Origin of the sequence: Kribbella sp. NPDC050470 (assembly GCF_044458365.1) — a bacterium.
In the GTDB taxonomy this organism is placed as follows: domain Bacteria; phylum Actinomycetota; class Actinomycetes; order Propionibacteriales; family Kribbellaceae; genus Kribbella.
This window is the reverse complement of record NZ_JBITHV010000009.1, coordinates 401,706-425,360: the sequence shown is the minus strand read 5'-3', so window position 1 is coordinate 425,360 and position 23,655 is coordinate 401,706. Positions and strand designations below refer to the sequence as shown.

Genomic DNA, 23,655 nt, shown 5'->3' with positions numbered 1-23,655 from the left:
GAGCTGTGCGAGCGGATCAGGCGCGCCGGGAAACAAGTCGGTGTGTTCATCGGTCGCTCCTTCCACTGAGGGAATCCTTCTCGCCGCCGCAGACACTAGGTGCTGGCCGGGGTCATAGTCCAGCCGTTATTCACAGCTGAGCCCGCAGGGTAGTGTTGTGGACACGTTGAGTAGTCACTCCTTGACGGAAGGACGTACCCGCGATGGCTCTCTTGCCTACGGTCGCCCTGCTCACCGCCGGATCGCTCACCCTCGGCGGCCAGCTCGTTCCCGGGCCGGCAGCCGGCAACCCGGTGCAGCTCACCAACGGTTTCTACGTCGACCCGAGCTCCAACCCGGCCGTCTACGTCAAGCAGCACCCGAACGAGACCGAGATCCGGGACAAGATCGCCAGCAAGGCCGGCGGGCGCTGGTTCGGCAACTGGAGCGGTGACATCAAGGCGGCGGTGACGTCGTACACCACCGCTGCGGACCGGGCCGACAAGCTGCCGATCCTGGTCGCGTACAACATCCCGGGCCGCGACTGCGGTGGCCACTCCGGCGGTGGCGCCGGGTCGCCGGCGGCGTACCGGGACTGGATCGCCAAGTTCGCCGACGGGATCGGCAACCGGCCGGCCGTCGTCGTGATCGAGCCGGACGCGCTGGCCCAGCTCGACTGCATGCCGGAGGACCAGCGGCAGGTCCGGATCGACCTGCTGAAGTACACCGTCAACCAGATCGCCAGCAAGAACCCGAACACGTGGGCCTACATGGACGGCGGAAACACGAACTGGATCGAGGCCGGTGAGATGGCCCGCCGGCTCCGGCTGGTCGACGTCGGCAAGATCCGCGGTTTCGCGCTGAACGTGTCGAACTACTTCACGACCGAGCAGTCGGTGACGAAGGGCACCGCGATCAGGAACGCACTCGGCGGCGGCAGCCAGTTCGTCGTCGACACCAGCCGCAACGGCAACGGCTCGAACGGCGAGTGGTGCAACCCGGCCGGCCGCAAGCTCGGCGCCCCGTCCCAGGTCGGCGGCGGCGCGGACCTGCTGCTCTGGCTCAAGGTCCCCGGCGACTCCGACGGCGACTGCGGAATCGGCAAGGGCATCCCAGCCGGCACCTTCTCAGCCACCCTGGCCAAGCGCCTGATCTCCGGGACGTGAGGTCTCACGGTGCCGGCGGGACGGAGGTGGTCTCGCGCGGGGGCATCTCGCTCGGGGGCTCGGGGGCGGGCTCCTCCGGGGCTCCTTCGAGCTGGATGTCGGGGATGATGCGGTCCATCCAGCGCGGCAGCCACCAGGCCTTGTCGCCGAGCAGCGTCATCACCGACGGGACGAGCACCATCCGGACCACGCTGGCGTCGATCAGCACGGCCACGGCCATGCCGACGGCGAGCATCTTCACGGTCGGGTCGTCGTCGAGGACGAAGCTCAGGAAGACCACGATCATGATCGCGGCCGCGGTGGTGATCACCCGGGCGGTCGCGCCGATCCCGATCGCGACCGCGCGGTGGCTGTCCTTGGTCGCCACCCAGGCCTCGTGCACCCGGGACAGCAGGAACACCTCGTAGTCCATCGACAGGCCGAACACGATCGCGAACATCAGCATCGGCACGAACGACGGGATCGGCACCGTCTCGTCGATCCCGACCAGCGAGGATCCCCAGCCCCACTGGAAGACGGCGACGATCACGCCGTACGCGGCTCCGACCGACAGCAGGTTCAGGACCGCGGCCTTCAGACCGATCACGATCGACCGGAACGCCACGGTGAGCAGGATCAGCGCGAGCAGGACGACCGCGCCGATCAGCCACAGCATGCGGCCGGCGACCTTCTCGGTGAAGTCGACGTACCCGGCGACCGTGCCGACGACGTACGTCGTCGCTCCGACTCCTGGCAGGACGTCGCTGCGAATCCGGTTGACCAGGTCCTCGGTGTCGGCCGACGACGGTGACGTGGTCGGGACGACGTTGATGGCGGCCGTCGTACCGGCGGGGTTCGTCGACGGCGGCTGGACGGCGGCCACGCCCTGCGTCTTCTGCAGCTCACCGGCGAGGTTCGTCAGCAGGGTCTGGTTGGCGCTGGCGTCCTGGCTCGGCAGCGAGACGACGACGGTCAGCGGGCCGTTGGCGCCGGGGCCGAAGCCTTGGGCGATCAGGTCGTACGCCTTGCGGCTCGAGTCCTCGGGCGGGTCGGTGCCGGCGTCGAGCTGGCCGAGGTTGAGCGAGAGCAGCGGGATCGTGAGGATCAGGAGCAGCAGGGTCGCGATGGTTCCGTACGACCACGGCCGGTCGCTGACCCGGCGGCCCCAGCGGGCGAAGGCGCTCTGCTCGTGCTTGGCGTCCCGGATCGCGCGCTCCTCGGCGCGGTGCGCGGTCACGGCGGCGGCGTCGAGGTCGGCCTCGAGGGCACGCTCCTCGACGACGTGCTTGCGGTCCGCGCGGTTCAGCACCATGAGCTTGGCGAGGCCGAGCAGGGCCGGGATCAACGTCAGGGCGGCCAGCACGGTGACCGCGACCAGGATCGCGGACGACAGGCCGAGGGCGCCGACGAACGGTACGCCGGAGACGTAGAGACCGAGGATCGCGATGACGACCGTGCCACCGGCGACCAGGATGGCCGCGCCGGAAGTGGACTCGGCCTTGCCGATCGACTCCTCGACCTCCATGCCGTTGTCCAGTTGCTCGCGATGGCGCGAGACCAGGAAGAGGCCGTAGTCGATCGCGACTCCGAGGCCGAGCAGGGTCGCGACGGTCGGGGCCGAGACCGGGAACTCCTTCACGGCCGCGAGCAGGCCGAGGATCGCGAGGCCGCCACCCACGCTGAAGACCGCGGACACCAGGGGCAGCGCGGCGGCGACGATCGAGCGGAACATCAGGAACAGCAGGATCAGCGCCAGCGCGAGCCCGATCGCCTCCGACAGTTGGTCGTCGGCCTGCTTCCCGATCTGGCCGGCGCCACCGCCGTACTCGACCTCGAGGCCGGCGTCGCGGGCCGGTTTCACGGCCGTGTCCAGGGTGGCGAGGTAGTCGGCGTCGAGCGACGCCGGTACGACGGAGAACGAGACCGGGGCGTTGACGGCGGTGCCGTCCTTGGAGATGTACGCCGCCTGCTGGGCGGCCAGCGGGTCGTCCGCGGAGACCACGTCGGGCAGGTTGGCGACGTTGGTCATCGCGGTCTTCACCGCGGCGGCCTGGTCGGAGACCTTGCCGGACGGCGAGTGGAAGACGATCGAGCCGGAGTACCCGCCTTGTTTGGCGAAGTCGCGGTTCAGCACGTTGAGGCCGGCCGAGGACTCGCTGCCGGGCACTGTGTAGTTGTTGACGTACGTGCCGCCGAAGAAGGACCGGAGTACGAACAGGCCGGCCACGATGACCAGCCAGATCCCGATCACGATCCAGTGCCGGCGAGCGGCCCCCCGCCCGAGACGTTCCAGAAACGCGTGCATAGCACCCCCCGGGGCGCCCACCCCCCGGACACCCAAATTCGACAGTACGGCCGAGCCCGCAAACCTGACAACCCGTCACCACACGCCGAATTCGGCTACCCGCAGTAGTCAAGCACTACAAGAAAAGCGGTCCCGGGCATCTGCCCGGGACCGCCTTGTACTGCTTGTGCTGCTGGACTTTCCCTCCCACAACCCGGGCGAAGCCCGACGCTGTGGACTTTCCCACCCACAACCCCGGGAGAAGCCCGGCGCTGTGGGATTTCAGGGGGTCAGAAGTCCATGCCGCCCATGTCGGGCGCGCCGCCCGGAGCGGCCGCGGCCTTCTCCGGCTTGTCGGCGATGACGGCCTCGGTGGTGAGGAACAGCGCCGCGATGGACGCCGCGTTCTGCAGCGCCGAGCGGGTCACCTTGGCCGGGTCGATGATGCCGGCGGCGAGCAGGTCGACGTACTCGCCGGTCGCGGCGTTCAGGCCGAAACCGTTGTCGAGGTTGCGGACCTTCTCCACCACGACGCCGCCCTCGAGGCCGGCGTTCACGGCGATCTGCTTCAGCGGTGCCTCCAGCGCGTGGCGCACGATCTGCGCACCGGTCGCCTCGTCACCCTCGAGCTCCAGCTTCTCGAACGCCGCCACGGACGCCTGCAGCAGCGCCACGCCGCCACCGGCGACGATGCCCTCCTCGACGGCCGCCTTCGCGTTGCGAACGGCGTCCTCGATGCGGTGCTTGCGCTCCTTCAGCTCGACCTCGGTGGCCGCGCCGACCTTGATCACCGCAACGCCACCGGCCAGCTTGGCCAGCCGCTCCTGTAGCTTCTCGCGGTCGTAATCGGAGTCCGACTTCTCGATCTCGGCGCGGATCTGGTTCACCCGGCCGGCGATCTGGTCCGCGTCGCCCTCGCCCTCGACGATGGTCGTCTCGTCCTTGGTGACGACGATCTTGCGGGCCTGGCCGAGCAGCTCCAGGTCGACGGAGTCGAGCTTGAGGCCGACCTCCTCGGAGATCACCTCGCCGCCGGTGAGGACGGCGATGTCGACCAGCATGGCCTTGCGGCGGTCACCGAAGCCCGGCGCCTTGACGGCGACGGCCTTGAAGGTGCCCTTGATCTTGTTGACGACCAGGGTGGCCAGCGCCTCGCCCTCGATGTCCTCGGCGATGATGGCCAGCGGCTTGCCGGTCTGCATCACCTTCTCCAGCACCGGGACCAGGTCCTTGATGCTGGAGATCTTGCTGTTCACGATCAGGATGTACGGGTCGTCGAGGACCGCTTCCATCCGCTCGGTGTCGGTCACGAAGTACGGCGAGATGTAGCCCTTGTCGAAGCGCATACCCTCGGTGAGCTCGAGCTCGAGGCCGAAGGTGTTGCTCTCCTCGACGGTGATGACGCCTTCCTTGCCGACCTTGTCCATCGCCTCGGCGATGATCTGGCCGACCTGGTTGTCGGCGGCGGAGATCGAGGCCGTGGAGGCGATCTGTTCCCGGGTCTCGACGTCCTTGGCCAGCGACAGCAGCTGCTCGCTGACCGCCTCGGTGGCCTTCTCGATGCCCTTCTTCAGGCCCATCGGGTTGGCGCCGGCGGCAACGTTGCGCAGACCCTCGCGGACGAGCGCCTGGGCCAGCACGGTGGCGGTGGTGGTGCCGTCACCCGCGACGTCGTCGGTCTTCTTCGCAACTTCCTTGACGAGCTCGGCCCCGATCTTCTCGTACGGGTCCTCGAGCTCGATCTCCTTGGCGATGGAGACACCGTCGTTGGTGATCGTGGGGGCGCCCCACTTCTTCTCCAGGACGACGTTGCGGCCCTTCGGGCCGAGCGTCACCTTGACCGCATCGGCGAGGGTGTTCATCCCCCGCTCGAGGCCGCGGCGCGCCTCTTCATTGAAAGAAATCAGCTTGGGCATTCTCCGCGAGTCCTCCCGCGTCGAGTCTTTGTGTTCAGCCGGCCGGGATGCCCGCGACGGACGGCGCCACACCGCGGCGGTCACGTCCCGCCACGCTCCGGCACCTCATCGAGGCCGTCTTCTGTCACACACCGCGAGCACGAGTCTTATCACTCTCACCCATGGAGTGCTAACCAAGTATTAGCACTCGCCCCAAACGAGTGCAAGCCAGCCCCCCGCTACGGTAGGCCCCATGGTGGACGTACGAGCGGCCGGCCCGGACTCGTGGCCGGACGTTGCCACCGTGATGGGCGAGCGGGGCGACCCCGCGCGCTGCTTCTGTCAGTACTTCCGCCTGCGCGGACAGCAATGGAACGCCGCCACCCAGCGGAGCAACCGGAGCGCCCTCCGCGAGCAGGTCTGCCACGGCGACGTCCCACCCGGCGTCCTGGCGTACGACGACGGCGCGCCGGTCGGCTGGTGCGCGGTCGCCCCGCGGACGGCGTACCCACGGGTGGTCGCCTCTCCCAACTGGCGCACCGACCAGCCGGACGCCTGGGTGATCACCTGCTTCGTCGTACCCGTCGGGCACCGCCGCCAGGGCATCGCCGGCGAGCTTGCCCTCGGCGCCGCCGACTTCGCGCAGTCGTACGGCGCCTCAGTCGTCGAGGCCTGCGCGGTCGACGTCGACGAGGTCGACCGCACCTCGTCGGCCGACCTCTACCGCGGCCCGCTCACGGTGTTCCTCGACGCCGGCTTCACCGAGGTCAGCCGAACCAGCGAGCGCTGGGTCCTCGTCCGCAAGAGCCTCTAGCCGGCCTTCTTGAGCCCGATCTGGGTCAGGTCGAGGAACCCGCCGGCGTTCGGATCGGCCACCGCGTTGGAGATGTTCGAGCCCACCACGTACACGTTGAGGTCCTGAATGGTCGGCACCAGCGGCGCGGTCTTCATGATCTCGACGTACAGGTCGGACAGGCCGGACTCCAGCTTTTGCTGGTCTGACTCCTTCGCGAGCGCAGCCATCTGCTCCCACCCTGCGGTGCTGCGACCGTAGTTGTTTTGCGCCGCCTTGCCCTGAGCAGTGCTGTCCGGGCCGAGCACCGGCGGCACGATGGTGGCCAGGGACGGCCAGTCGTAGCACCAGCCGGCGGTGATCAGGTCGGTCGCCGCGGAGTCCTGCTGCTGGGTCGAGAAGTAGTTGTCACCCGGGATCCGGCGGATGTCGACGTTGATCCCGACAGCCTTCCAGGACGCCTGAGCGGCCTCGGCCGCCTTGACGGCCACGTCCGCGTCGCCGGTGCCGAACACGAGCTTCTCGCCCTGGTAACCGGAGTCGGCCAGCAGCTGCCTGGCCTTCGCCGGGTCACCCTCCGGCGGTGCCTTGAAATGCTCCTCCGGCCGGTAGCCGTCCATCTCCGGCGGAATGATCGAGTCGACCACCGCAGCGAGCCGCTCGCCGCCAAATCCGTCGCGGTAGCTGGTGCGGTCCAGGCCGTAGTACAGCGCCTCGCGCAGCTTCTGGTTCTTCAGCAGCGGCTTCTGCTGGTTGAACGCGATGTACCGGCGGCAGATGTCGGCGCCGTCGACCACGCGGTCCTTGACGCTCGCCTGGTTCGTCTTGGCGATGTTCCCTGGCTGCACACCGGACAGGCTCACCGAGCTCCGGTCGGCGGCGCCGTCCGCGATCAGTCGCTGGTCGACGGTCGCCTCGTCGCCACCGAACGTGAAGATGAACTTGTCCGGGAGCGCGGTGCGCAGCGGGTCCGTCTTCTGGTCCCACTGGTCGTTGCGGACCAGCACCAACTGCCGCTTACGGGCGTATGACTCGATCTTGTACGGACCGGTCGAGACCGGGTGGGTGTCGTACTTGGTCTTCGTGTCCTTGGCCTGCGGCACCGGCGAGAAGATCCTCATGCTCGCCGTGCCGACGAACGTGGCGACCGGCCGGTTCAGCTTGAAGACGATCGTCTTGTCGTCCGGCACCTCCATCGCGGTGCAGCCCTTGCCGCCGTTGTTGCCGGCGACGTACGGGCCCTCGTACCCCGGACAGTCCAGGTACTCGCGACCGTACGGCGCTCCCTCCGACATGTCGGCGGAGAACGAGCGCTCGACGCCGTACTTCACATCCGCCGACCTGACCGGGGTGCCGTCCTCGTACTTGATCCCGTCCTTGAGCCTGAAGGTCCACGTCTTCAGGTCGGGTGACGACTCGTAGCCGTCGGCGAGGTCCTTCTCGGCGACGACCTTCTTGGTCTTGGGGTCGTAGCGGTAGTCGATCAGCGTGCGCGTGATCAGCTTGCCGATCATGTTGGAGTCGACGCTGAAGTTCCGCCCTGGGTCCAGGTGCTCCACGTCGTTGACGGAGTAGGCCGTCACCGTGCCGCCCTTCGCGCCACCGGCGGCCTGGGAGGCATCACCGGAGTCAGTTGAATCGTCGCCCTCACACGCGACCAGCGACCCACCCAGGGCCATGCTGACGATCGCCATCCGCACTCGCTCAGCGCAAACCATCCTCATCCCCCCTGCGTGCAACCGGGGGCGCCGGATGGCGTGCATCAGCCAAGTTGTGACCCCCCACAGCCCAGTGTCCGCCCGCAGGCGCGCTGACGCGAGAGCCTGTGGCGTCCGGTCACTGGTCACCCTTCTTGAATCGCAAGATTAAGATTCAATCAACCTACTGCGCGGTACTGGCAGTACGTCGCACCGCCGCGACGATGCACCCGCGCACCAGTCCTCGGGCGTGTTGTACCCGAGGCAGGTAGTTGAACATTCGAGGAGTTTCCTGATGGTCGTCGAGCACTGGTTCGACTTCGCCTGTCCGTACTGCTACATCGCCCAGGACCGGAACCGGATCCTGCGCGACCGCGGGATCGAGGTGGTGGAGCACGCGTTCCGCAGCCACCCCGGGATCCCGCCCGGTGGGAAGCCGGCCGGCCCGCGGGTCGGGCCGACGTACGAGTTCCTGGCCCGGGAAGCCGAGTCCGCCGGGCTGCCGTTGCGCTGGGCGTCCCGGATGCCGCACACGCGGCCCGCGCTGGCCGCTTTCGAGTGGCTGAAGCGCGCCAGGCCCAAGGTCGCCCAGCGGTTCGCGGAGTCGGTGTTCGCGGCGCACTTCGCCCAGCGGCAGGACATCGAGTCCGTCGATCTCCTCACCATCCTGGCCGAGGCGGCCGGCGGCGACCCGGTGCGACTGCGGGCCGCGTTGGCCGACGGGACGGCGTACGAGGCTCTGTACAAGTCCGAACGGGCGGCGAAGAGGTACGGCGTGGAGAGGACGCCCACCTGGAACGTGCTCGGCCAGTCCGTCAGCGGGCTGCGGCCGCGGGTGTGGTTCCGGGACCTGACTACTGTGCTGCGTCCAACTGGGTGATCAGGTACTTCGGAGCGGTCAGGCGCCACGCCTCGGTGACCAACTCGCGCAGCTCCTCGTCGTCGGCCGCCTCGATGTCGACGTCGAGCCAGGCGAACCGTCCGGAGGCCCAGGACGGCGCGAAGACCTCCGGGTTCTCGGCCACCAGGGCCTCCTGCTCCTCGCGCAGCGACTTGAGCAGCAGCCTGGTCTCGTCCGCCGACATGTACGCGAAGCTCTTGTTCCGCACCTTGAACACCGGCTGCCCCGCCCAGCCCTCGAACTCCTCCACCCCCGGCAACCCCAGCACGACCTTCGCCAGTACGTCGACGTCCATCCCCCAACCGTAGATCGGCCCACCGACACTTCTACTTGACCACTACCTGACCACCGTCACGGTGACCGTCGCCCCGGGCGCCAGCACCGTCCCCGGCCGCGGCGAAACCGCGAAGATCTCGCCCGCCCGGTAGTTCTGCGACGTCCTGGTCAGGAACCGGGTCTTCAGGCCCAGTTGCTCGAGCGCCTTCGCATACGCCACGCCGGTCGGCCGCGTGACCTGCGACTGATAGCTGGGCACTCCGACCTGATTCCGCACGATCTCGATCCGGGTCAGGATCCGGTCCACCTCGTCCGCACTCGTGGTCGACTCGGCGTGGAACCACACCTGCAGGGAAGGGATGCCGACCGCACCCGAGCACATGCCGTCCTCCCGGCAGCCCGTCCGCTGGCGCTCATCGCGGCCGCGGCCGACGCCAGCGTCGTGCGGGGCCGGCGACGGCGGGTCACGCCCGCACGGCCGGCATCCAGCGGCGGTCCCGCCAGGTCGTCGTCCCGCAGCCCGTTGCGCATACAGACAAGAGTGCTGGGTGGCTCGGGCCGACGAAAGTCGTGGGGGGTGTCGATCGGGGGCCCCGGGGTCGGGTCAGGGGTGGGTCGGTACCGATCCGGATGTGGTGAGGGGTGTTCAGGCGGGAGAGTTGAGACATGACGAACTCCAACGCACCGTTCTCCAACCTGTCCGGCAAGGTTCTCCGGCGCTCCCGCGACCAGCGGATGCTCACGGGTGTCTCCGGCGGCATCGCGGAGTACCTGAACATCGACGTGACCCTGGTCCGCCTCGGCATCGTCGCCCTGACTCTGCTCACCGGCGGCACCGCCCTGATCGGCTACGTGATCGCCTGGGTCGTGATCCCGGAGTCCGACGGCAAGGCCGTCTGGCAGAACGTCCAGCAGTCGGTGAATCAGCCGCAGCAGACTCCCGAGGCCGACATCGCCTCCCGCATCTACGACGACACCAACCCGACCAACAACAAGCCCCCGGCGGCATGACCGACGCAGCAGCAGGGTGACCCAGTCGCACGCGACCGTCACCCTGCTGCCCGGCCTGCCACACTTCTCGCGTGCAGAGCACCGAGGATGTGACGAACTGCCCCGACTGTGGGCACCAGATCAGGGTCGAACAGCACTACGTCACCTGGTGCGACCAGTGTGACTGGAACGTCGACCCGGCCCCGCAGACAGACCCCACGCCGGCCTGGCGCCTTCGGCTCGAGCAAAGGCTCGCCGACGCGCTCTATCGCGAGCTGGAGACCGGCGGCATCCACCGCCCTGGCTGGGACGCGGCCCGCGTCGCCGCCTACCTGCTATCGGCGCTTGTCCTGGTACTGCCGCTTGTGGCACTCGCGAGCGGCTTCGCTCTGCTCATCTTCTACCGGCCGCTGTGGCTCAGTGGTCCCCTGGCCTTACTCGCGTTCGCCGTAGCGCACCTCTTCCGCCCGCGCGCCGACAAGCTGCCGCCCGACGCCCAGCTGCTCCTACGCGACCAAGCCCCGACCCTGTACGGCGTCCTGGACCGCATAGCCGACGCTATCGGCGCCCAGAAGATCGCAGCCGTGGTCGTGGACGCCGAACCCAACATGTGGTTCGGCCGAGTCGGCTGGCGCTTCCGCCCGGTGATCGGCATCGGCCTGCCACTCTGGACCAGCCTGAGCCCACAGGAGCGCCTCGCTGTCCTCGCGCACGAACTGGGACACGGCCGGAACGGCGATGCCCACCACGGGTGGGTGATCGGTGCGGCGGAGTCGATCCTGCATGAGCTACGGCTGACCTTCTCCGAGCAGCCGCTGGACAGGTACCGCCAGGACCTGAGCTACCAGATCAACGCAGATGCCACCTACGTCGGACTCATCACCCGCCTGGTCAACGCGACGGTCGGCGGGTTGGTGCGTGGGTACGGCTGGTTGCTGGACCGCGCCTACTTCCGCGGCAGCCAGCGGGCCGAGTACCTGGCGGACCGGAGGGCAGCTGAGGTCGCAGGGTCGGAGGCGACCGCACATGCGCTCGAGCGGTTGCTGCTGAGCGATACGGCGTTCCGGGCGATGGAGCGGGTACTGCGGTTCGGCAGCGAGATCGACCCGCTGGAGGCAGTCCGGCGAGCTGTGAACGAGGTGCCGAAGCGCGAGATCGAGCGGCGCGTCAGAGCCAGCCGGAGCCGGGAGACGCGCACCGACGCAATGCATCCGCCGACGTACCTGCGGACCAGACTCATCCGGGCCAGGCCCGCCACCCACGCGAAGGTCGTGCTCGGGCTCGACGAGAGCAGGAACGTCGACAGGGAGCTGGCACCACCTGCCCAGGCGGTCCTGGCTGAGTTTCGCAGCGCGCTCTAGACCCGCAGCGCGGATCGACGCACTGCAGCGACTGCCAGGTCGGGGTGGTCGGCGAAGATGCCTTGGATGCCCAGGCGGGTGAAGCTTGCGAGCTCGGTGCGGAAGTCTGCGCCGGTGGGAAGGAATCGGCGCTCGGCCCGGAAGGTCCACACCTGGACGGACAGGCCGAGACGGTGGGCCTGGTCGACCAGGCGGGTCGGCTCCCCGAGCGCGCCGTCCGGACGGCGCGGGATGACCAGGTCCTTGTGCGGCGCCAGCACCTGCGCGTACGTCGAGACCTCGCGCAGGCCGCCCGGTTCGATCAGGTCCGCGAAGGTGCGGCCGTCGCCGGTCCGCAGGAAGTCGTTCGGCGCGCTCTCCGCGTCCACCAGCTGAACCAGCGGAACCCGCGTCATCACAGACAGCCGGCGCAGGCTGGTCGGCTCGAACGACTGCACCATGATCTCGTCGTTGCGCAGCCCCAGTGTCAGGATCCGCTCGGTGAGCAGCTCCTCCAGCGGTAGCCCGAGCCGCCGGAAGTACGCCGGGTACTTGATCTCCGGCAGTACGCCGATCGGCCGCCCGAGCCGGAGCGACTCCTGCCGGGCCAGGGCCACCACCTCGTCGAAGGTGGGGATCGCCTCCAGCCCGTCGTACGCCGTATTGCCGGCGCGCAGGGCGGGCATCCGCTCCCGGGTCCGGAGCTGCCGCAGTTCCTCGTAGGTGAAGTCCTCGACGAACCAGCCGGTCACCGCGGTGCCCTCGACGATCTTGGTGATCTTGCGGTCGGCGAACACCGGGTGGTCGGCGACGTCCGTCGTACCGGAGATCTCGTTCTCGTGCCGGCAGACCAGGACGCCGTCGAGGGTGGCGACCAGGTCCGGTTCCAGGTAGTCGGCTCCTTGGTCCGCAGCCAGGCGGTACGCCGCCGGCGTGTGTTCCGGGCGGTACCCACTCGCTCCCCGATGCGCGATCACCAGCATGGTTCCAGGACAGGCGGCCGACATGGCGGCCCGGGAACCCGTTGCCCAACGCAAGGTGAAGGTCTTTTGATGCGCGGGGAGACCGGGTCGGCACCGATCGTGACGGTCCCAGGTGCGAGTAATTCGCATGCGGAGTGTCGGTGGCCAGACCTAGCCTGAGAGGGCCATGAGACAGCTGCCACTCGCCGATCCCGGCGTCCCCGTCCACCGCTCGCCGGCCCGTTACCTGCTCTGGGTCGCGCGCGGTCAGTCGCGCACGCTCGCGGGCGGGATGACGTTCGGCATCCTCTGGATGGGTGCACAGGCGTTCATCCCGGCGATCCTCGGCAAGGCGATCGACGAGGGCATCGCCGCGCGTGACGGCGACCGGCTGCTGCAGTGGAGCGCGGCGCTGTTCGCGGTCGGCGTGGTGCAGGCGCTGGCCGGCATCATGCGGCACCGGTTCGCGGTGACGAACTGGCTGACCGCCGCCTACCGCACGGTGCAGGTGGTGACCCGGAAGTCGGCCGACCTCGGCGCGACCCTGCCGAAGAACCTGGCCACCGGCGAGGTGGTCAGCATCGGCGCCGGCGACCTCGCCTACATCGGCAACCTGATGGAGATCTCGGCCCGGTTCGCCGGCGCGATCGTGGCCTTCGTGGTGGTCGCCGCGATCCTGCTCTCCACCTCGACCACGCTCGGCCTGGTGGTGCTGATCGGAGTGCCGGTGATGCTGTTCTGCCTGGGCCCGATGCTGCGGCCGCTGCACCGGCGCCAGTCCGCGCAACGCGAGGCAGTCGGCGAGCTGAACTCGCTGGGTTCGGACATCGTGGCCGGTCTGCGCGTGCTGCGCGGCATCGGCGGCGAGGACTCCTTCTCCCGGCGGTACCGCGGCGAGTCGCAGCAGGTCCGGCAGGCCGGTGTGCGGGTCGCCAAGATCCAGTCCGTGCTCGACGCCGCCCAGGTGCTGCTGCCTGGTGTGTTCGTCGTGCTCGTGGTCGGCATCGGAGCGCACTTCGCGTTGAGCGGCACGCTCAGCGCGGGCTCACTCGTCGCCTTCTACGGCTACGCGACGTTCCTGGTGCTGCCACTGCGCACGGCCACCGAGTTCGCCAACCAGCTGATGCGCGGACTGGTGGCTGCGCGCCGGGTGATCCGAGTGCTCGCGCTGCAGCCCGACATCACCGAGCCGGCCCAGCCCGTGCGGCTGCCGGACGGCGGCGACCTGGTCGACCCGGTCTCCGGGATCCGGGCGCGCGACGGCCTGCTCACCGCGATCGTCTCGGCCGAGCCGGACACCTACAACGCCCTGGCCGACCGCCTGGGCCGGTACGACGACACCAGCGAGGTGCGGTACGGCGGAGTGACCCTGGCGAGCGCGACTCGTGCGGACATCCGGCAACGGATCCTGGTCAGCGACACCGGTTCCCAACTGTTCACCGGGACGTTGCGCGAAGAGCTCGACCCGGACAACCGCCGTACCGACGAAGAAGTGCTGGCTGCGATGCGTACGGCGTCTGCCGAGGACGTGCTCGTCGCGCTGACCGACGGGCTCGACTCCGAGGTGGAGGAGAAGGGCCGGTCGTTCTCCGGCGGGCAGCGCCAGCGGCTCGTGCTGGTGCGTGCGCTGCTGACCGACCCGTCCGTGCTGGTGCTGGTCGAGCCGACGTCTGCAGTCGACGCGCACACCGAGGCGCGGATCGCGGACCGGCTACGCGACCACCGGGCCGGGCGCACCACCGTCGTACTGACCGCCAGCCCGCTGCTGCTGGACCGGGTCGACGAGGTGATCTTCGTCGCCGCCGGCCGAGTGGTTGCCACTGGCAAGCACCGCACGCTGCTCGAGACCGACCCGCAGTACCGCCGGACCGTGACCCGTCAGACCGAAGAGGAGGAGGCGCTCACATGAGGCAGATCCTTCCGGTCGCGGGTCCCGCCGAGATCCGCCGGCATGCCCGCCGACTGGCCCGTCGGCACCCGCGCACGCTGCTGGTGGCGTTGCTGCTGCACGGCCTGGCCGCGGTCACCGGCCTGGCTGCGCCGCGGCTGATCGGCGGCCTGGTCGAGGACGTCCAGTCGGGCACGACCGTCGCCAAGGTGAACCAGGTGATCCTGGTGATCGCGGTGTTCATCGTGGCGCAGTCGCTGCTGACCCGGTGGGCCCGGTTCAAGTCCTTCGCGCTCGGCGAGCAGGTGCTGGCCGAGCTGCGGGAGGAGTTCGTCGACAACGCGCTCGCGCTGCCGATCGGCACGGTCGAGCGGGCCGGCACCGGTGACCTGCTGTCCCGCACCTCGCGGGATGTCGACACGCTGTCGCGGACGGTGCGGTTCGCCGTACCGGAGACGATCATCGCGTTCGTCACCGTGCTGTTCACGGTCGGCGCGACGCTGCTCGTCGGCGTCTGGGTGCTGCTGCCGCTGCTCGCGATGGTGCCGGCCCTCTGGCTGGGCACTTGGTGGTACCTGCGCCGCGCAAAGGACGGCTACCTGCGGGAGAACGCGGCGTACGCGCAGATGACCAGCTCGCTCGCCGAGACGGTCGAGGGCGCCCGCACGGTCGAGGCGCTCCGGCGGTACGACGAGCGCGTCCGTCGGACCGATGCCGACATCCGCGGCTCCTACCTGGCCGAGCGGTACACGCTGTTCCTGCGAACGATCTACTTCCCGGTGGCCGAGATCGGGTATCTCGTGCCGGTGGTGGGGACGCTGGTGTTCGGCGGCTGGCTGCACATCAACGGTCACGTCTCGCTGGGCGCGGTCACGGCCGCGGTGCTGTATGTCAACCAGCTGATCGACCCGGTCGACCGGTTGCTCTCCTGGCTGGACGAGCTGCAGTCCGGTGGTGCCGCGTTCGCGCGGTTGCTGGGCATCAGCGACGTACAGGACGATCGGACGCCGTCCGGGCGATCGCCGGCCGGTGAGCTGGTGGAGGCGAAGGACGTGCGGTTCTCGTACGTCGAGGGTCGCGACGTGCTGCATGGCGTGGACCTGACCATCGAGCCGGGTGAGCGGATCGCGATGGTCGGACCGTCCGGCGCCGGGAAGTCGACACTCGGCCGACTGGTCGCTGGGATCCATCCACCGCGGACAGGTTCGGTGACGGTCGGCGGGGTCGGGATGACCGAGCTGCCGCTGGACGAGCTGCGCAAGCAGGTCGCGCTGGTGACCCAGGAGCACCACGTGTTCGTCGGCACCTTGCGGGACAACCTGTCGATGGCTCGGCCCAGCGCCTCCGACCAGGAGCTGCTGGACGCGCTCGGCGCGGTGGATGCGCGCGAGTGGGCCGAGGCTTTGCCGGAGGGTCTGGACACGCGCGTCGGGTCCGGGCAGTTGGCGTTGTCGCCTGCCCAGGCTCAGCAACTGGCGCTGGCGCGACTGGTGCTGGCGGATCCGCACACGCTGGTGCTGGACGAGGCGACGTCACTCATCGACCCACGGGCGGCGCGACACATGGAGCGTTCGCTGGCCGCCGTACTGGAAGGCCGGACAGTGATCGCGATCGCGCACCGGCTCTACACGGCGCACGACGCGGACCGGGTCGCCGTGGTCGAGGACGGTCGCATCTCGGAGCTCGGCAGCCACGACGAGCTGGTGGCGCGCCAGGGCTCGTACGCCGCCCTGTGGAACTCCTGGCACGGATAGTTGCTGACAGCAAGAACCCCCGGCGGTCACCTCTGACCGGCGGGGGTTCTGCTCTCTCTACCGTTTGCGCAGCACCAGGACTGCTGAGTCGACATGCGGCGGTGGGGTGAAGGCCTTGCGGGGAAGGCGGAGACCGATCGACGGGTCGAAGTGGCGGAGCCACCGGCTCGCACCGGGCGCGTCACCGCGCGACCACCGGTTCGCCACCGCCCGCTGCAGCACCAGATCGGCCGACACCAGGCGAGAACCCGGTGCCAGCAAGCGCTTCAGCAGTGCGGTGGAGACGTTGTACGGCGGACTCGACACCACCCGGAACGGCCGGGCCGGCAACCGCAGGTCGGCGGCATCGGCACGGACCACCGTCACCGACGCGTCGGCGAACCGCCGGCGCAACCGATCGGCACGGCCAGGGTGGAGCTCGACGGCGATCACCTGGGCTCCGGCCCGGACCAGCGGCGCGGTCAGCGCGCCGAGTCCGGCTCCGACGTCGAGGACGAGCTCACCGGGTCTGACCCCGGCGGCGTCGACGACGCGTTGGGCCCAACGACTATCGAGCGGATGCCATCCCCAGGCACCCCTCGCCTGCCCGGAGGCGGGCACGACGGACCATCACGAAGTACGTAATCATGGCCAGACCATAGACAGCCGGACTGCCCGGATTCAACGCATTTTTGGCGGGCCACCGGGCCTGGCACGTGGTGCAGGAACTCGCCGATCCAGTCGAACGGGAAGCCAGGCGCCGAGGTCCCGCAGCCGATCAGCGCCAGCTCAGGTCCCCGCGGTCTTGGCGACCATCCTGCTTTCACAGGGCTTTCGGCGTTGCACCGAGCGACTTGACGGTCGCCGTCGTACGGCGCTCCGCCCGCTCCAACCGGGTACGGCGGGCCGCGGCCAGCCCCGGCTTGGCAAGCTCCCGCCGTACGTCGAGAACCCGCACCGGCAACGCGTCCGTCATCAGCAGCGGGGCGAACTCGGCGTCGGACGTGGTCCAGCGGTCGCCGTCGCGTTGGAAGGTGAACCGGACCAGAAGACCCTCGGCCTTGGGAGTGCTCGGCTCGCGGTGCGCGGCGATCAGGTTGCCGAGACCGTACGCGGCCCACTTGCCGTCGATGTTCTCCATCGGCTGGACGACGTGGGCGTGGTGCCCGAGCAGCAGATCGATGTTGCTGTCGGCAAGCAGTTGCGGGGCGACCTCGCGCTGCTGGTCGTTGAGCTTGCTCGAGTACTCGGTGCCCCAGTGGCAGCTGACGACCACGATCTCGGCGCCGCGGTCGCGGGCCTTCTTGGCCATCGCCTTGATCCTCGGCACGTCGATCTTGCCGGCCCGCCAGGTCTCGCCGTCGGGGTAGGGCAGGCCGTTGAAGCCGAACGTGTAGCTGACGACGGCGAGCTTGACGCCGCGAACGTCAATGATCGTTGGGGTTTCGGCCTCGTCCGGGGTGCGCGCCGTCCCCGCGTGCCGGAGGCCGGCTCGCTCGAGCGTCTCGAGGGTGCGGTCGACGCCGGCCGCGCCGCTGTCGAAGCTGTGGTTGCTGGCTGTCGTGCAGACGTCGTACCCCGTCTGCTTGAGGGCTGCGGCGATCTGCGGCGGGCCTTGGAAAAGCGGGTAGCCGCGGTACGGGCCGCCGAGCGGGGCGAGCGGGGTCTCCAGGTGGGCGATCGCGAGGTCGGCGTCCTGGACGATCGGTTTGATGCTGCTCATGACCGGGGCGAAGTCCCACTCGCCGTTGCGGCCGTCGCGCCTGGCTGTGGTCCAGAGGCGTTCGTGCAGCAGGACGTCGCCGGTCGCGACCAAGGTGATCCGGTCGGGCTGGTTCGCCTTGTTTTCCTTGGCTTTCTGCTTGGGTGCCGGCGCAGTCCCGCCGCCGGTGTCGGCGGCGGTGTCAGCGATACAGCCGGTCGTCGCGAACGCTCCCGCTCCGGCGAGCATCGCCCCCAGCACAGCACGACGTCGTACCGCCATTGCAAGCCCCCAAGCTTCGTTCCCCAGTTGCTTGGGAGACGCCGGGGCCGGCGGTTTGGTTCGAGTGTCCTGAGTCGGAGGTTCGGCGAGTGATTTCGGTGGTCAGGTGCGTGCATCGGGGTGCTTGGTCAGTGGCCTCGATGCGGAGCATCGTGGGCGCTGGGCAAGTGCCGCGAGGTGCGTGCCTGGGCGCCGAAAGCGCCGTCGAACCTCCGACTCAGGACACTAGGGTCAGGCGATCAGGTTGGAGTCGCCCTGGGTCTCCGGTTGGTCCGCGCAGGCCGCGACCAGGGTGTCCAGGGACAGGTCGAGGGTCGCGGCGACCGCGGCGACCGTGAACAGCGCCGGGGTCGGGATCCGGCCGGTCTCGATCTTGCGGAGCGTGTCGACGGAGACGCCGCAGGCCGCCGCGACGTCGACCATGCTGCGCTCGCCGCGCGCCTCGCGCAGCAGGGCGCCGAGCTGCCGGCCGCGCTCGCGGTCCCAGCTGGACAGAGGTGGTCGTACCATGACCGTGATAATAGTACCGGTATAGTTATCCGGGAAGTGCAGTGGCCGAGAGGCCGAGGTCGAGGAGCGGGCATGGTCGAGTTGAAGACTCCGGCGGAGATCGAGCGGATGCGGGCCGCCGGGCGGGTGGTCGCGAGCGCGCTGGCCGCGGTGAAGAAGGAAGCCGCGGTCGGGATGTCGCTGCGCGAGCTCGACGCGGTCGCGCGGGAGGTGCTGCGGTCGGGGGGTGCGGTGTCGCTGTTCGAGGGCTACCAGCCGACGTTCGCGACGACGCCGTTCAGTGGCGTGATCTGCACGTCGGTGAACGACGCCGTGCTGCACGGACTGCCCGGAGACCTCGTGCTGCAGGACGGTGACCTGCTGAACGTGGACTGCGGGGCCTCGGTCGACGGCTGGTGCGCGGACTCGGCGATCAGCTTCTGCGTCGGTACGCCGCGAGCCGAGGACCTGGAGTTGATCGCGACCACCGAGCAGGCGCTGGCAGCCGGGATCGCCGCCGCCGTCCCGGGCAACCGCCTCGGCGACATCGGCGCCGCGATCGGCCGGATCGGCAAGGCGGCCGGCGTCGGCACCAACCTGGACTTCGGCGGCCACGGCATTGGGCGCCGCATGCACGAGGACCCGCACGTCCCGAACAACAGCCGCCCCGGCCGCGGCCTCAAACTGCGCCCCGGCCACGTCTTCGCCATCGAACCGTGGTTCTGGACCGGCTCCACTACCACCTACGTCATCGACGAAGACGGCTGGACCCTCCGCTCCTCCGACCAAACCCGAGGAGCCCACGCCGAGCACACCGTAGCCATCACCGAAGAAGGCCCCCAAATCCTCACCGTCGTGTAGTTCCCCTCCCCTGGAACTACTCGTTGAGGCGGGCTTCCAAGGTGTCAGCCTCTTGGGTGCGGCCTTCGGTGCGGAGGCGGTCCAGGAGGAGGTAGCCGGCTCGGTACCAGAGGTCGTGGCCGGTAGGGAGGGTGGTGAAGATGTCCTCGGCGAGCTTGGCGTCCGTGGTGCCGTGCTCGGCGATCAGGAGGCGGGCGTTGGTGTGCTGGTCCTCGAAGCCGCCTTGCTCGTAGCGCTCGGCGGCCTGCGTGGCCTGCTGTACGGCGGCCTCCGTCTCACCTTGCTGCAACGCGATCACAGCCAGATCCCAGTGAATACCAGCAGTCTGGAACAGCACCCGCTGGTCAGCCGACGGCAGTGCCTCCAGCAACGGGCGAGCACGCTCGACCAACTCCACCGCCTGCGTGAAGTTGCCCGCGTAGCGAGCCGACTGTGCCGCCAGCCGGATGGCCTGCACCTGCTCCACCGGCTGCTCACCGGCCTCGTAGTACGCAGCAGCCGCGACCAGCGCGTCAACCGCCTCCTCGTCACGGTCGAGCTGGCTCAGCAACATCCCCTCGTCCTGCCGCACCATGCCCAGCCACGCCGGGTGCGCCTCAGCAGGCGCCGCCGCCAGCAACTCGCCGACCTTCGTCAGCGCAGCCTCCAGCTCACCCAGCGCCTTATACGCATCGATCAGCATCCCGCGTGCATCCGCCAGCGGATCAGCAAGCTCCGGACTGCTCCCCAGCCCCGGCAGCGCCTCCTCTGCGGTCTCAGCCGCCTCCAACGCACGCCCAGTCAGCAAGTACGCACGAGCCAGCTCCAGCTGCGTCAGCGCGACATGCACGTCCAGCTCAGGCGTCCCCGCCGCCAGCGCCACCGCCTCGACCAGGTCCTCGACTGCCTCGCCCGGACGCTCCAGCTCGAGCCGAAGCCGCCCACGCTGCTTGTACGCAAACGACCGCGCCAGGTCGGACGGCGTACCAAGGCCAACCGTCGCAGCCGCCTCCGCCTCCTCGAAGCGACCTAGGTTCGCGAGCAGGTTGCACTCCAGGATCGCTCCACCCGCCCGCAGGTCCTCCTCGATGTCAGTACGCACGCGAAGCTCAGCCAGCTCCCGTACGGCGTCCTCCAGCCGACCGGACTGCGCGTACATGGTCGCCAGCGAGTACTGCCAGTGCCCGCGCCGCTGTGGCTCGTCGTTGGCCACCAGCCAGCGGATCGGCTCCTCACCGGTCGCCAGGCCCTCGTCGAGTTGCCCGGTCTCACACAGCAGCCGGCCGATGCGGCCGCGGTCGCGCAGCACGCGGACCTCCTCGCCCGCCTCGGCGTACAACCCCAGCGCCTCACGCCAGGCCTCCAGTGCGACCTCTGCCTGATCGCGCGCAACCAGCCCGCGCCCGTCCAGCACCCGCGCCCGGTCGACAGGGGTCCACTCGCTGTCCGGAACCTCCTGCTCGAAGGCACGCCACGCGGCCTCCGCCTCCTCCGGCTGAGCCTTCTGCCAGGCCTCCTCGGCCCGGTCGAGCCAGCCACGGCCAGATGGCGTGGGCCGCGGGCTGTCGACCTGCTCAGCCGGCGCCTGCTGAGCCGCCGCCTTGACCACCCGCGCCCGCCGAGCAGTCTCCGACAGCGGCAGGTACTCCACCCACGGCTCAGCCGTCAGCATCCCCTGGATCAACGAGCTGCGGTGCGTCGTCCCGTTGCGCGCGTCGAACTGCGCAGCCAACTCGAGCGCCCGCCCAGCCAACATCTCGCTCAGCTCCGCGGCTGGCACAGGGTCAGCCTTCGGCAGCCGGATCATCAGCCCGTCCACTCGCCCGAGCGCATGCGCAGCCGCCGCAGCGAACGTCATCTCCGCGTACGGCGACGGCGGATCGTCGAACTCCGGCAGGTGCCGCTCGATCAGCTCCACCGCCTTCAGCTCATTGCCAGTGCGAGCCAGGAACTCCACGTGATCCGCGTGCTCACTCAGCTCACCGACACGGCCGCGCAGGAGCCGATAGCCCTTCCGGTGCGCGTCGACCGCCTCGGTGTGCATGCCTTCAGCAAGGTATGCGGGCAGCAACGCGGTCAGCATCTGCTGCGGCTGCTCAGCACAGGTCAGTTGCCCGTCCAGCACGTTGACGGCCAGCGCTACGGCGTCCGCCGTACGCCCGACGCTCGTCAGGTGGTGCACCTTCGAGGTGGGGTCGCAGCCGACGCAGTCCGACAGGTCGTCGCGCGGCGCAGTCGACCACAGGCGGAACTGCTCGGCCGCTGCCTCCGTGTCACCGATGTGGTGGGCAACCAGCCACCGGTGCTGGTGTACGGCGTGCATGCTGTGACCACTGAGCTGCCAACGCCGCTCCATGTCGTCCAGTACGGCGTACGCGCGGTCCAGCGGCACCTCTGGGAACTTGGTGAGCGTGCTGGGCGCGTACTTGAAGCACCAGTGGAACAGGTGCGAGTAGTCCTGGTACTTGCCCGGGTCCGCGTCCCAATCCGCCACGCACCGCGCGAACGGCACCAGCGACTTCCGCGGCTCCCCACCCATCACGTACGCCGTCACCAGCGACAGCCGACTGTAGAACGCCAAGTCGTCCGCGCCGTCGGCGTCAGCCCGCCGTACGACGTCCTCCAGCAGAGCGGACCGCGCCTTCCCGTACGGCGTGCTCTCGGCACGCTGCAGGCGGTCGATCAGATCTTGGTTCATCGGGTCGGGTCCTCCTGCGTGGGGACGGCCTGGTCGAGCAGGCCGAGGAACGAGCGGTTCACCAGCGCGGAGTCGGCCGGGCTGATCGGGTGGTAGCCGAGCATCAACGCGTGCCCGTACAGGCCTTCCACTGCGAGCTGTGCGAGCTCACGGTCGTTCAGCGACGCCATCCGCCGTACCAAGGGACTTCGGTGGTTCAGCACCAGCTGGGGGCGACTGTCGTCGTGCGTGTCGAGAGCGCCGAGCACCTCCGACCACAGCGCGTCGGCACGGTCCTTGGTACTCCGGAGCTCTCTGGCGAACTGTGCGGACCGGTCGACGAGGTAGAGCGCAGGCAGGCTGGCCGGCTCGAACGCACGGACCACCACCTCGCAGCCGACCGGGTCCAGCGCGTCCTGCGCCAGCTGTACGAACGGGCGGAGCTGCAGCTCGGTGTCCGGGTCCAGACTGTCGAAGCTGGTGCTCAGCTCGGTCGGGTCGAACCTGGTGGTGACAAGGTCGGGCACTACCTTCGGCAGCCGCTCCAGCAGCTCGCTGTCGTAGGTATAGCCGCCGTTCACCACCGTGATCTGCTGTGCAGCGGCCACTGCGGCCAGCTGGCGGAACTCCTCGATGGTGGCGACGTACCGGATCTCGCCGGTGCGTTCCTGGAGCTCTGCAGTCGTCATGCGGCCGTGGTTCGTCTCGAAGCGCAGCCAGCGGTGGACCAGCCGGAGCATCTCGTCATCGTGCAGCGCAAGCGCCTTCACACCGAGCTGGTGGATACCCAGGAACTTGTCGAGCTTGCCCGGATCCGTGCTGCCCAGCCGGACCAGCCAGCCACGCAGCTGCGCTCCGAGCGCTTCCCGAGTCGCCTCGAGGTTGCCGTCGTCGAACAGCGCCTCCCGGCTCGCAGTCGGCCGCAGCTCCGAGGTGTCGATGACTGCGCGCACGAAGAACGCCCAGTCCGGCAGCAGCCCCTCGACGTTCTCCGCGAGCAGCATCCGCTTGAGGTAGACGCGGTGCGTCGCGCGCTCGGCCGGGTTGGCCGCGAACGGCAGCACGAACGCGACACCGGTCAGCCCGGCAGCCGGGTTGTTCAGGTGGATCACGTCGAACGGCGTGAACCCGAGCTTGTCCTGGGCGTAGCCGACCAGGTCCGCCACGCCGCCGCCCTCCCAGGGCGCCTTGCCGTCGGTGACCTGCTCGCCGTCCACGCGGATCTCGATCGGCAGCAGCGCGCCGAACAGCCGGATCAGCTCGACCACCGTGGCCTGCTTGTACCACTGCTCGGCACCACGCCGGGCCTTCAGCGTGACAGTCGTACCGACCTCGGCGCGGTCCGCGGTGTCCGCGATCGTGTAGCGGCCGTCCGCCGTACCGACCCAGCGGATCGCCGGGCCACCGGCCGGCTGGGTGACGACCTCGATCTCGTCGGCGACCATGAACGCGGACAGCAGGCCGATGCCGAACTGGCCGAGGAACTCGGTCCGGGCGAACCCGATCTCGTCGCGCTTCGAGCTCCGGCCGATCGTCGCCAGCAGCTCCCGGACCTCGTCCGGCCGCAGCCCGATCCCGGTGTCGCTGATGGTCAGTACGTCGTCCGCCGTCCGCACCTCGATCCGCTTCGGCGCCTCGGGATCCGTGGCCTGCCGGGCGGTGATCGCGTCGACCGCGTTCTGCAGCAACTCCCGCAGATACACCCGCGGGCTGCTGTACAGGTGGTTGCTGAGCAGGTCGACGATCCCCTGCAGATCGACCTGGAAGTTCTCACTCACCCGG

The 23,655-nt window shown here is 69.3% G+C and carries 19 protein-coding genes; 8 read left to right on the top strand and 11 right to left on the bottom strand.

Annotated features, from left to right (window positions below):
• Positions 1 to 203 precede the first annotated feature (203 nt).
• Entirely contained in the window at positions 204 to 1,145 is a 942-nt protein-coding gene (locus tag ACIBGM_RS28840) for a glycoside hydrolase family 6 protein (protein WP_360531005.1), read from the top strand.
• Between the two features lie 4 nt (positions 1,146 to 1,149).
• Here ACIBGM_RS28840 and ACIBGM_RS28835 read toward each other — a convergent pair whose 3' ends face one another.
• Complete coding sequence (locus ACIBGM_RS28835) at positions 1,150 to 3,429, bottom strand: MMPL family transporter (RefSeq protein WP_360531002.1); 2,280 nt, start codon at positions 3,427 to 3,429, stop codon at positions 1,150 to 1,152.
• A 269-nt stretch (positions 3,430 to 3,698) separates the two neighbouring features.
• A complete protein-coding gene (gene groL, locus ACIBGM_RS28830; protein WP_360530999.1) occupies positions 3,699 to 5,324 on the bottom strand; it encodes a chaperonin GroEL in 1,626 nt (541 codons plus the stop codon).
• Positions 5,325 to 5,556: 232 nt separating this feature from the next.
• Between groL and ACIBGM_RS28825 the strand changes: the two genes are divergently transcribed.
• A complete protein-coding gene (locus ACIBGM_RS28825) occupies positions 5,557 to 6,117 on the top strand; it encodes a GNAT family N-acetyltransferase (RefSeq protein ID WP_360530996.1) in 561 nt (186 codons plus the stop codon).
• Here the strand turns inward: ACIBGM_RS28825 and ACIBGM_RS28820 are convergent.
• Entirely contained in the window at positions 6,114 to 7,790 is a 1,677-nt protein-coding gene (locus ACIBGM_RS28820; protein WP_396387292.1) for an ABC transporter substrate-binding protein, read from the bottom strand. The two genes, ACIBGM_RS28825 and ACIBGM_RS28820, sit on opposite strands and share 4 nt — an antisense overlap.
• A 298-nt stretch (positions 7,791 to 8,088) precedes the next feature.
• Here ACIBGM_RS28820 and ACIBGM_RS28815 point away from each other — a divergent pair, with 298 nt between their 5' ends.
• Positions 8,089 to 8,673: a DsbA family protein gene (locus ACIBGM_RS28815; protein WP_396387291.1), complete on the top strand. Its 585-nt coding sequence runs from the start codon at positions 8,089 to 8,091 to the stop codon at positions 8,671 to 8,673.
• Here ACIBGM_RS28815 and ACIBGM_RS28810 read toward each other — a convergent pair.
• A complete protein-coding gene (locus tag ACIBGM_RS28810; RefSeq protein WP_360530759.1) occupies positions 8,648 to 8,989 on the bottom strand; it encodes an MmcQ/YjbR family DNA-binding protein in 342 nt (113 codons plus the stop codon). The two genes, ACIBGM_RS28815 and ACIBGM_RS28810, sit on opposite strands and share 26 nt — an antisense overlap.
• Positions 8,990 to 9,031: 42 nt before the next feature.
• Positions 9,032 to 9,352, bottom strand: coding sequence for a PASTA domain-containing protein (locus ACIBGM_RS28805; RefSeq protein ID WP_360530756.1), 321 nt, complete (start codon positions 9,350 to 9,352; stop codon positions 9,032 to 9,034).
• A 284-nt stretch (positions 9,353 to 9,636) separates the two neighbouring features.
• On the opposite strand from ACIBGM_RS28805, the gene ACIBGM_RS28800 reads away from it, so the two are divergent.
• Together ACIBGM_RS28800 and ACIBGM_RS28795 are read left to right on the top strand one after the other, a co-directional pair.
• Entirely contained in the window at positions 9,637 to 9,981 is a 345-nt protein-coding gene (locus ACIBGM_RS28800) for a PspC domain-containing protein (RefSeq protein ID WP_360530753.1), read from the top strand.
• A gap of 71 nt (positions 9,982 to 10,052) precedes the next feature.
• Entirely contained in the window at positions 10,053 to 11,321 is a 1,269-nt protein-coding gene (locus ACIBGM_RS28795; protein ID WP_396387290.1) for a M48 family metalloprotease, read from the top strand.
• On the opposite strand, the gene ACIBGM_RS28790 is transcribed toward ACIBGM_RS28795, so the two are convergent.
• Positions 11,318 to 12,283, bottom strand: a complete 966-nt coding sequence (locus tag ACIBGM_RS28790) for a glycerophosphodiester phosphodiesterase family protein (RefSeq protein ID WP_396387289.1) — start codon at positions 12,281 to 12,283, stop codon at positions 11,318 to 11,320. The genes ACIBGM_RS28795 and ACIBGM_RS28790 overlap by 4 nt on opposite strands.
• Positions 12,284 to 12,449: 166 nt before the next feature.
• On the opposite strand from ACIBGM_RS28790, the gene ACIBGM_RS28785 reads away from it, so the two are divergent.
• Together ACIBGM_RS28785 and ACIBGM_RS28780 are read left to right on the top strand one after the other, a co-directional pair.
• Positions 12,450 to 14,171, top strand: coding sequence for an ABC transporter ATP-binding protein (locus ACIBGM_RS28785; protein WP_396387288.1), 1,722 nt, complete (start codon positions 12,450 to 12,452; stop codon positions 14,169 to 14,171).
• Positions 14,168 to 15,904, top strand: coding sequence for an ABC transporter ATP-binding protein (locus ACIBGM_RS28780; protein ID WP_360530741.1), 1,737 nt, complete (start codon positions 14,168 to 14,170; stop codon positions 15,902 to 15,904). Before ACIBGM_RS28785 ends, ACIBGM_RS28780 begins: the two co-directional genes overlap by 4 nt.
• 57 nt (positions 15,905 to 15,961) lie before the next feature.
• Here ACIBGM_RS28780 and ACIBGM_RS28775 read toward each other — a convergent pair whose 3' ends face one another.
• The 3 genes from ACIBGM_RS28775 to ACIBGM_RS28765 form a co-directional block, all read right to left on the bottom strand.
• Positions 15,962 to 16,504: an rRNA adenine N-6-methyltransferase family protein gene (locus ACIBGM_RS28775; protein WP_396387287.1), complete on the bottom strand. Its 543-nt coding sequence runs from the start codon at positions 16,502 to 16,504 to the stop codon at positions 15,962 to 15,964.
• 202 nt (positions 16,505 to 16,706) lie between these two features.
• Positions 16,707 to 17,867: a CapA family protein gene (locus tag ACIBGM_RS28770; RefSeq protein WP_396387286.1), complete on the bottom strand. Its 1,161-nt coding sequence runs from the start codon at positions 17,865 to 17,867 to the stop codon at positions 16,707 to 16,709.
• Positions 17,868 to 18,098: 231 nt separating this feature from the next.
• Complete coding sequence (locus ACIBGM_RS28765; protein WP_360530735.1) at positions 18,099 to 18,377, bottom strand: helix-turn-helix transcriptional regulator; 279 nt, start codon at positions 18,375 to 18,377, stop codon at positions 18,099 to 18,101.
• A 72-nt stretch (positions 18,378 to 18,449) separates the two neighbouring features.
• Here ACIBGM_RS28765 and map point away from each other — a divergent pair, with 72 nt between their 5' ends.
• Positions 18,450 to 19,217: a type I methionyl aminopeptidase gene (map, locus tag ACIBGM_RS28760; protein ID WP_396387285.1), complete on the top strand. Its 768-nt coding sequence runs from the start codon at positions 18,450 to 18,452 to the stop codon at positions 19,215 to 19,217.
• A gap of 16 nt (positions 19,218 to 19,233) precedes the next feature.
• Here map and ACIBGM_RS28755 read toward each other — a convergent pair whose 3' ends face one another.
• Positions 19,234 to 21,894: a tetratricopeptide repeat protein gene (locus ACIBGM_RS28755; RefSeq protein ID WP_396387284.1), complete on the bottom strand. Its 2,661-nt coding sequence runs from the start codon at positions 21,892 to 21,894 to the stop codon at positions 19,234 to 19,236.
• Entirely contained in the window at positions 21,891 to 23,651 is a 1,761-nt protein-coding gene (locus tag ACIBGM_RS28750; protein ID WP_396387283.1) for an HSP90 family protein, read from the bottom strand. Before ACIBGM_RS28750 ends, ACIBGM_RS28755 begins: the two co-directional genes overlap by 4 nt.
• Between the last annotated feature and the right edge of the window lie 4 nt (positions 23,652 to 23,655).

Bases quoted from the DNA above. Each gene is read 5' to 3' on its own strand.
- ACIBGM_RS28840 (WP_360531005.1), top strand. From the start codon at position 204: ATGGCTCTCTTGCCTACGGTCGCCCTGCTCACCGCCGGATCGCTCACC.
- ACIBGM_RS28835 (WP_360531002.1), bottom strand. From the start codon at position 3,429: ATGCACGCGTTTCTGGAACGTCTCGGGCGGGGGGCCGCTCGCCGGCAC.
- groL (WP_360530999.1), bottom strand. From the start codon at position 5,324: ATGCCCAAGCTGATTTCTTTCAATGAAGAGGCGCGCCGCGGCCTCGAG.
- ACIBGM_RS28825 (WP_360530996.1), top strand. From the start codon at position 5,557: ATGGTGGACGTACGAGCGGCCGGCCCGGACTCGTGGCCGGACGTTGCC.
- ACIBGM_RS28820 (WP_396387292.1), bottom strand. From the start codon at position 7,790: ATGGCGATCGTCAGCATGGCCCTGGGTGGGTCGCTGGTCGCGTGTGAG.
- ACIBGM_RS28815 (WP_396387291.1), top strand. From the start codon at position 8,089: ATGGTCGTCGAGCACTGGTTCGACTTCGCCTGTCCGTACTGCTACATC.
- ACIBGM_RS28810 (WP_360530759.1), bottom strand. From the start codon at position 8,989: ATGGACGTCGACGTACTGGCGAAGGTCGTGCTGGGGTTGCCGGGGGTG.
- ACIBGM_RS28805 (WP_360530756.1), bottom strand. From the start codon at position 9,352: ATGTGCTCGGGTGCGGTCGGCATCCCTTCCCTGCAGGTGTGGTTCCAC.
- ACIBGM_RS28800 (WP_360530753.1), top strand. From the start codon at position 9,637: ATGACGAACTCCAACGCACCGTTCTCCAACCTGTCCGGCAAGGTTCTC.
- ACIBGM_RS28790 (WP_396387289.1), bottom strand. From the start codon at position 12,283: ATGCTGGTGATCGCGCATCGGGGAGCGAGTGGGTACCGCCCGGAACAC.
- ACIBGM_RS28785 (WP_396387288.1), top strand. From the start codon at position 12,450: ATGAGACAGCTGCCACTCGCCGATCCCGGCGTCCCCGTCCACCGCTCG.
- ACIBGM_RS28780 (WP_360530741.1), top strand. From the start codon at position 14,168: ATGAGGCAGATCCTTCCGGTCGCGGGTCCCGCCGAGATCCGCCGGCAT.
- ACIBGM_RS28770 (WP_396387286.1), bottom strand. From the start codon at position 17,867: ATGGCGGTACGACGTCGTGCTGTGCTGGGGGCGATGCTCGCCGGAGCG.
- ACIBGM_RS28765 (WP_360530735.1), bottom strand. From the start codon at position 18,377: ATGGTACGACCACCTCTGTCCAGCTGGGACCGCGAGCGCGGCCGGCAG.
- map (WP_396387285.1), top strand. From the start codon at position 18,450: ATGGTCGAGTTGAAGACTCCGGCGGAGATCGAGCGGATGCGGGCCGCC.
- ACIBGM_RS28755 (WP_396387284.1), bottom strand. From the start codon at position 21,894: ATGAACCAAGATCTGATCGACCGCCTGCAGCGTGCCGAGAGCACGCCG.